Consider the following 7,813-nt stretch of genomic DNA (forward strand, 5'->3'; position numbering starts at 1 on the left):
GGCGACGGACACCATCCCGCCCTCACCGGCGAGCTCCAGCAGCGCCCGCGAGCGCAACGCCACCACCCGCGCGCCGTCCTCCAGCGACAGCCCGCCCGCCACGCACGCGGCGGCGATCTCCCCCTGCGAGTGCCCGACGACGGCCACGGGCTCGACACCCACCGACCGCCACAACTCCGCGAGCGACACCATCACCGCCCACAACACGGGCTGGACGACATCGACGCGCTCCAGCCCCGGGGCGCCCGGCACCTGCCGCAGCACATCGGTCAGCGACCAGTCCACGAACGGCTCCAACGCCCGTTCACACGCGCCGATCCACTCCGCGAAGACCTCACTGCGCTCCAGGAGCGGGACGGCCATCCCGGCCCACTGCGCCCCCTGCCCCGGGAACACGAACACCGGACCGTCGGCCTCACCCGAGGCCACCCCGCTCACCACACCGGCGGCCACCTCGTCGGCCGCCAACACACGTACTCCCGTGGCGAGTTCGTCGTATCCGTCTCCGATCACCACCGCCCGGTGCTCGAACGCCGACCGCCCCGACGCCAGCGACCAGCCCACCCGCCCCGGATCGGCGTCCCCGACCGCCTCCGCGAGCCGGGCGGCCTGCGCCCGCAGGGCCTGCGGCGACCGCGCCGAGACCACCCACGGCAGAACACCCGCCCCACCCCCGTCGGCGGCAGGCTCCTCCTCCGGCGCCTGCTCCAGGATGACGTGGGCGTTGGTCCCGCTGATGCCGAAGGCGGAGACGCCGGCCCGGCGCGGCCGGCCGTGCGTCTCCGGCCAGGCGCGGCGCTCGGTCAGCACCTCGACGCCGCCGGACGACCAGTCGACGTGGGTGGACCGCTCGGCGACGTGCAGGGTCCGCGGGAGGACGCCGTGCCGCAGCGCCAGCACGGTCTTGATGACGCCGGCGACACCGGCCGCGGCCTGCGTGTGGCCGATGTTGGACTTCACCGTGCCGAGCCAGAGCGGCCGGTCGGCGGGCCGTTCCCGGCCGTAGGTCGCGAGCAGCGCCTGGGCCTCGATGGGGTCGCCGAGCTTGGTGCCCGTCCCGTGGGCCTCCACCGCGTCCACGTCCGCCGCCGCGACCCGGGCGTTCGCCAGGGCCTCGCGGATGACGCGCTGCTGGGAGGGGCCGTTGGGGGCGGCGAGGCCGTTGGAGGCGCCGTCCTGGTTGACGGCGGAGCCGCGGACGACGGCGAGCACCTGGTGGCCGTTGCGGCGGGCTTCGGAGAGGCGTTCCAGCAGGACGACGCCGGCCCCTTCCGAGAGGCCGAAGCCGTCGGCGTCGTCGGAGAACGCCTTGCAGCGGCCGTCCCGCGCCAGCCCCCGGAGCCGGCTGAAGCCGACGAACGCGTCCGGGGTGGGCATGACGACGCTGCCGCCCGCGAGCGCCAGGGTGCAGTCGCCGGCGCGGAGGGCCTGGCAGGCGAGGTGCAGGGCGACGAGCGACGACGAGCAGGCCGTCTCGACGGTGACGGCCGGGCCCTCCAGGCCGAAGGCGTAGGCGAGGCGGCCGGAGACGACGCTGGTGACGCTGCCCGTCACCACGTAGTCGCCGATCTCGCGCGGGGCGTCCTGGGGGCGCGGCCCGTAGCCGTTGGTCATGGCGCCGATGAACGAGCCGGTGGCGCTGCCGCGCAGGGCCTCGCGCCCGAGGCCGGCCCGTTCGAACGCCTCCCAGGAGGTCTCCAGCAGCAGCCGCTGCTGCGGGTCCATGGCCAGTGCCTCACGGGGGCTGATGCCGAAGAAGCCGGCGTCGAAGCGGTCGGCCTCGTGGACGAAGCCGCCCTCGCGGACGTAGCTGGTGCCGAGCCGGTCGGGGTCGGGGTCGTAGAGGTCGTCGAGGCGCCAGCCGCGGTCGGTGGGGAAGCCGGAGACGGCGTCGCCGTCGGTGGCGACGAGCCGCCACAGGTCCTCGGGGGTCTCGACGCCGCCGGGGAAGCGGCAGGCCATGCCGACGATCGCGATCGGGTCGTCGTCGGGCGGCGGCGCGACGGGGGTCGGGGCGGCGGCCTGGATCTGGGCTGCGCCGAAAAGGAGTTCGCCGAGGTGACCGGCGAGGGCGAGGGGCGTCGGGTAGTCGAAGACGAGGGTGGCGGGCAGCCGCAGTCCGGTGGCGGAGGCCAGCCGGTTGCGGAGTCCGACGGCCGTCAGCGACTCGAACCCGAGCTCCTTGAAGGCGCGTTCGGCCCCGATGGCGTCGGGGGCGGAGTGGCCGAGGACGGCGACCGCGTGCGTCCGGATCAGGTCGAGCAGGGCGCGCCGGCGGTCGGCCGGGGAGAGCCCGGCGAGGCGGTCGCGCAGCTCGGCGCCCTCGCCGGCGGGTGCGGCGCCGGCTGTCCCCTCGTCCTTGGCCGGGCGGGCCCGCGGCAGGTCGCGCAGCAGGGCGCTGGGTCGGGCGGAGGTGAAGAGGGGGACGAAGCGGTCCCAGTCGATGTCGGCGACGGCGACGAACGTGTCGCGGTGGTCGAGCACTTGCCGGAGGGCGGCGAGGGCGAGTTCGGTGCGCATCAGGGGCAGGCCCTGCTCGCGGACGCGGCGGCGCCGGTCGGCCACGTCCAGGCCGTGGTCCTCCCAGGTGCGCACGGCGTCCTCCCAGACGCCCCAGGCGATGGTGGTGAGCGGGAGGCCGCGGGCGCGGCCGTGTTCGGCGAACGCGTCGAGGGCGGCGTTGGCGGCGGCGTACGCGGCGTGCTCGCCGCTCCCCCAGACGCTCGCGATCGACGAGAACATGACGAACGCGTCGACCTCGGCCGGGTCGAGGAGGTCGGCCAGGTGCCGGGCGCCGGCCATCTTGGCGCCGACGGCGTCGGCGAGGGCGTCGTACGAGGTGGTGTCGACGCGGTCCAGCTCGATGTGGGCGGCCGTGTGCAGCACGGTACGGACGGTGTGGCCGTCCTCGGCCAGTCCGGCGAGCAGCGCGGTGACGGCGTCGCGGTCGGCGAGGTCGCAGCCGGCCAGGGTGACGTCGGTGCCCGACTCCCGTAGCTCGTCCTGGAGTTCGCGCGCTCCGGGGGCGTCGGCCCCGCGCCGGCTGACGAGGACGAGGTGCTCGGCACCGGACGCGGCCAGCCACTGGGCGAGCCGCCGGCCGAGGACACCGGTGCCGCCGGTGACCAGGACGGTGCCGCGCGGCTTCCAGTCGTGGGCGGGGCGAGCGTCGCCCAGCGGCGCGGGGAGCATGCGGCGGGCGAACAGCCCGGCGGGGCGGACGGCGATCTGGTCCTCGCCGCTCTCGGCGGTCACGCCGCCACCCGCCAGCGCGCCGCAGAACCGGTCGAGCGTCCGCTCGTCCGGGCCCGGGCCGGCGGGCAGGTCGAGGAGGCCGCCCCAGCGTTCGGCGTGCTCCACCGCGACCACCCGTCCGAGGCCCCAGACCTGGGCCTGGACCGGGTCCGCCGGCGGGTCGGACGGGCCGGTGGCGACGGCGCCGCGGGTGACGCACCACAGGGGGGCGGTCACGTCCGCGTCACCCAGCGCCTGGACCAGACCGAGGGTGAGGAAGACGCCGGTTCCCGTGTCGGGGCGGCCGGACCACGGCCGGGAGTCCAGGGCGAGGAAGGAGAGCACGCCCGCCGGCTCCGCGCCGGAGAGGGCGGTGCGGACGCGGTCGGCCAGCGCGTCCCGGCCGGCGTCGGCGGTGGGCGGCTCGGCGGTGACGACGTGGACGCCGCGGGCCGTCAGGGCGTCGACGACGGCCGTCGGCCACGGGTCGTCCCGGTGCCCCTCGGGCAGGACCACGAGCCACGTGCCGGACGGCCCGGCGCCCTCGGCGCCGACGGGCTTCCAGCCGATCCGGTAGCGCCAGCCGTCCACGGCGTCGCGCTCGCGGCTCCGCCGCCGCCAGGAGGTCAGCGCCGGGAGGAGGGAGGCCACGGAGGTGCGCTGCTCCTCGTCGTTCACGCGCAGGGCGTCGGCGAGGGCGTCGGCGTCGCCGTCCTCGACCGCGCTCCAGAAGCCGGCCTCCGGCCCGTCGGCGGAGCCGGTGTCCTCCGGCGCGGTCTCCTCCAGCCAGTAACGGCGGTGCTGGAAGGCGTAGGTCGGGAGGTCGACGAGGCGGCGGGCGCCGCCCGAGAAGAGGGACGGCCAGTCGACGGCCAGCCCCTGGGTGTACGCCTCGGCCATGGAGGTCAGGAAGCGCCGCCAGTCGCCCTCGTCCCGGCGCAGCGAGCCGACGACCACCGCCGGGACGTCCGCCTCCTGCGCGGTCTCCTCCACACCCACGGTCAGCACGGGATGGGCGCTGCACTCGACGAACGCCCGATGCCCGGCCGCCAACAGACCCTCGATCACCGACCGGAAGCGGACGGTGCTCCGCAGGTTGCGGTACCAGTAGTCCGCGTCCAGACCCGCCGTGTCGAACACCTCACCTGTGAGGGTGGAGTGGAACGGCACCGACCCCGACTGCGGCCGGACATCGGCCAGTTCGCGCCGAATCCGGTCCTTGATGCGCTCGACGTGGGCGGAGTGCGAGGCGTAGTCCACCGGCACCCGCCGCGCCCGGATCTCCTCGGCCTCGCACCGCTCCAGCAGCTCGTCCAGCGCGCCCGCGTCTCCGCAGACGACCGTGGAGCGGGGGCCGTTGAGCGCGGCGACGGATATTCGTCCCTCCCACGCCGCGACCAGTGCCTCCGCCTCGGCGGCCGGCAGGGCGACGGACACCATCCCGCCTTCGCCCGCGATCTCCAGCAGCGCCCGCGACCGCAGCGCGACCACCCGGGCGCCGTCCTCCAGCGACAGCCCGCCCGCCACGCACGCGGCGGCGATCTCCCCCTGCGAGTGCCCCACTACGGCGGCCGGTTCCACGCCCACGGACCGCCACAGCTCCGCGAGCGACACCATCACCGCCCACAGCGCCGGCTGCACCACGTCCACCCGGTCGAGGCCGGGAGCGCCTTCCGCGCCCCGCAGCACGTCGACCAGGGACCAGTCGACGAACGGTGCAAGCGCCCGTTCGCAGTCGGCCATGCGTCCGGCGAACACCTCGCTGGAGCCGAGGAGTTCGACGGCCATGCCGAGCCACTGCGAGCCCTGGCCGGGGAAGACGAAGACCGGCCGGCCGAGGGTGCCGCCGGCGGCTCCGGTGACCACGGTGGGGGCGGCGTCGCCCGACGCGACGGCGGTGAGGCCGGCGAGGAGTCCGTCGCGGTCGGCGCCGATGACGACGGCGCGCTGTTCGAGGGCGGCGCGCCCGGTGGCGAGCGACCAGCCGACCTCCCCGGCGTGCCACTCGGCTTGGGCGGTGACGTCCGCGTGCAGCCGGGCCGCCTGGGCGCGGAGGGCTTCGGGGGTGCGGGCGGAGAGGAGCCACGGCAGGACGCCGGAGCCGTCGGCCACCGCGCCGGTGCCGGTGGGTTCGTCGATGCCGTCGGCGGGCGCCTGTTCGAGGATGATGTGGGCGTTGGTGCCGCTGATGCCGAAGGAGGAGACGGCGGCCCGGCGCGGGCGCCCGGCCTCGGGCCAGGCGCGTTCGTCGGTGAGCAGGGCGACGCCGCCGGCGTCCCAGTCGACGTGCGGGGTGGGCGCGTCGACGTGCAGGGTGCGCGGGAGGACGCCGTTCCGCAGCGCCATCACCATCTTGATGACGCCGGCGACGCCCGCCGCGGCCTGGGTGTGGCCGAGGTTGGACTTGAGCGAGCCGAGCCACAGCGGCCGGTCGGCCGGGCGTCCCTTGCCATACGTCGCCAGCAGCGCCTGGGCCTCGATCGGGTCGCCGAGCTTGGTGCCCGTGCCGTGCGCCTCCACCGCGTCGACGTCGGCCGGGGCCAGGCGGGCACCGGCCAGGGCGTCGCGGATGACGCGCTGCTGGGCCGGGCCGTTGGGGGCGGAGAAGCCGCTGCTGCCGCCGTCCTGGTTGACGGCGGAGCCACGCAGGACGGCGAGGATCCGGTGGCCGTTGCGGCGGGCGTCGGAGAGCCGTTCGAGGAGCAGGACGCCGGTGCCCTCGGCCCAGCCGGTGCCCTCCGCGCCGGCGGCGAACGAGCGGCAGCGGCCGTCCGGGGAGAGGGCGCGCTGCCGGCTGAACTCGACGAAGCCGAGGGTGTCGGTCATGACGGTGACGCCGCCGGCCAGGGCGAGGGTGCACTCGCCGCGCCGCAGCGACTGACTGGCGAGGTGGGCGGCCACCAGGGAGGAGGAGCAGGCGGTGTCGACGGTGACGGCGGGGCCTTCGAGGCCGAGGGTGTAGGCGATGCGTCCGGAGACGACGCTGCCCTGCCCGCCGGTCATCAGGTAGCCCTCGAGGTCCTCGGGGGTCTTGCGCAGCCGGGACGCGTAGTCCATCTGCATCACGCCGGCGAACACGCCGGTCCGCGTTCCGCGGACGGACGAAGGGTCGATACCGGCCCGTTCGAACGCCTCCCAGGCGGTCTCCAGCAGCAGCCGCTGCTGCGGGTGCATGGCGGTGGCCTCGCGGGGGCTGATGCCGAAGAAGTCGGCGTCGAACCCGGCGGCGCCGTGCACGAAGCCGCCCTCCCGGACGTAGCTGCGGCCGGGCGTGTCGGGGTCCGGGTCGTAGAGGGCGTCGACGTCCCAGCCGCGGTCCTCGGGGAACGGGGTGATGGCGTCGGTGCCGGTGGCGACGAGCCGCCACAGGTCCTCGGGGGACCGGACGTCGCCGGGCAGCCGGCAGGCCATGCCGACGATGGCGATGGGCTCGGTCTGCGCCTCGGTCAGCTTGCGGTTCTGCTGCCGGAGCTGTTCCGCCTCCTTGAGGGAAACCCTCAGCGCTTTGATGACTTCTTCGCTGGATGCGGTCACAGCTCACTCCGGGTGTCGGTTCCGTGCCGGTCAGTTGACGTCGCGTCAGTTCCCACTCGGTCAGTTGTCACCGAGCGCCACCCGTACGAGGCTCTGGAGGTCCATGCTGTCCAGGGGGTCGCCGTCGGCCGTGCCGCTCTCGCCGTCGACCATGTCGCCCTCGGCACCGGCCGGTTCGCCGGGCGGGGCCTGGGCCTGGTCGCCGACGGGGACGCCTGCGGCCTCGGCGAGCCGCAGCAGCTCCGGCAGCAGGCCGGCCTCCTGGAAGCGGGCCAGCGGGACGGACGCGAGGGCGCGGCGGAACTCCCGCTCGTCGGGGAGGCTTTCGGCGGGCCCGTCGGCGCCGTCGGCGGGGCGGAGCTCCGCGTCCAGGTAGCGGCCGACCGCGGCCGGGGTGGGGTGGTCGAAGATCAGGGTGGGGGGCAGCCGGCGGCCGGCGGCGGCGCCGAGCCGGTTGCGGAACTCCAGGGCGGTGAGGGAGTCCAGGCCGAGTTCCAGGAAGCCCCGGTCGAGGTCGAGGGCGTGCGGGGCGGCGTGACCGAGGACGTCGGCGAGCCGGGCGCGGACGAGTTCGAGGAGGACGCGTTCCCGTTCGGCGTCGGGGAGCCCGGCGAGCCGCCGCTCCAGGGGCTCTTCGCGGACGGTCTCGGCGGCCCGCCGCACGGGGGCCTTGACGAGTCCGCGGAGCAGGGCGGGGACCTCGGTCCGGGCGGCGGTGGTGTCCAGCCGGGCGGGTACGAGCAGCGCGGGCCCCGCGCGGCCGGCCGTGACGGCGGCGTCGAAGAGGGCGAGGCCCTGGTCGGCGGCCATGGGCAGCAGTCCCGCGCGGCTGAGGCGGCGGACGTCGGCCTCGTCCAGGTGGCCGGTCATGCCGCTCGCCTCCGCCCACAGCCCCCAGGCGAGGGAGAGGGCGGGCAGGCCGCGGGCGCGCCGGTGGTGGGCGAGGGCGTCGAGGAAGGTGTTGGCGGCGGCGTAGTTGGCCTGCCCGGCGGTGCCGAGGAGGCCGGCCGCGGAGGAGAACACCACGAAGTCCGCCAGCTCAAGA

Annotated in this window: 2 protein-coding genes; both read right to left on the reverse strand. The window is 76.0% G+C overall.

All coding sequences use genetic code 11. The features are described 5' to 3' along the window. Positions 1 to 6,768, reverse strand: a 6,768-nt coding sequence (locus JNW98_RS33345; RefSeq protein WP_223772038.1) for a type I polyketide synthase, incomplete at its 3' end; no start/stop codon positions are given. Positions 6,769 to 6,828: 60 nt separating this feature from the next. After that, a partial coding sequence (locus JNW98_RS33350; RefSeq protein ID WP_223772039.1) for a beta-ketoacyl reductase occupies positions 6,829 to 7,813 on the reverse strand: 985 nt, incomplete at its 5' end.

The organism is Streptomyces huiliensis (genome assembly GCF_020037025.1).
Lineage (GTDB): Bacteria > Actinomycetota > Actinomycetes > Streptomycetales > Streptomycetaceae > Streptomyces > Streptomyces huiliensis.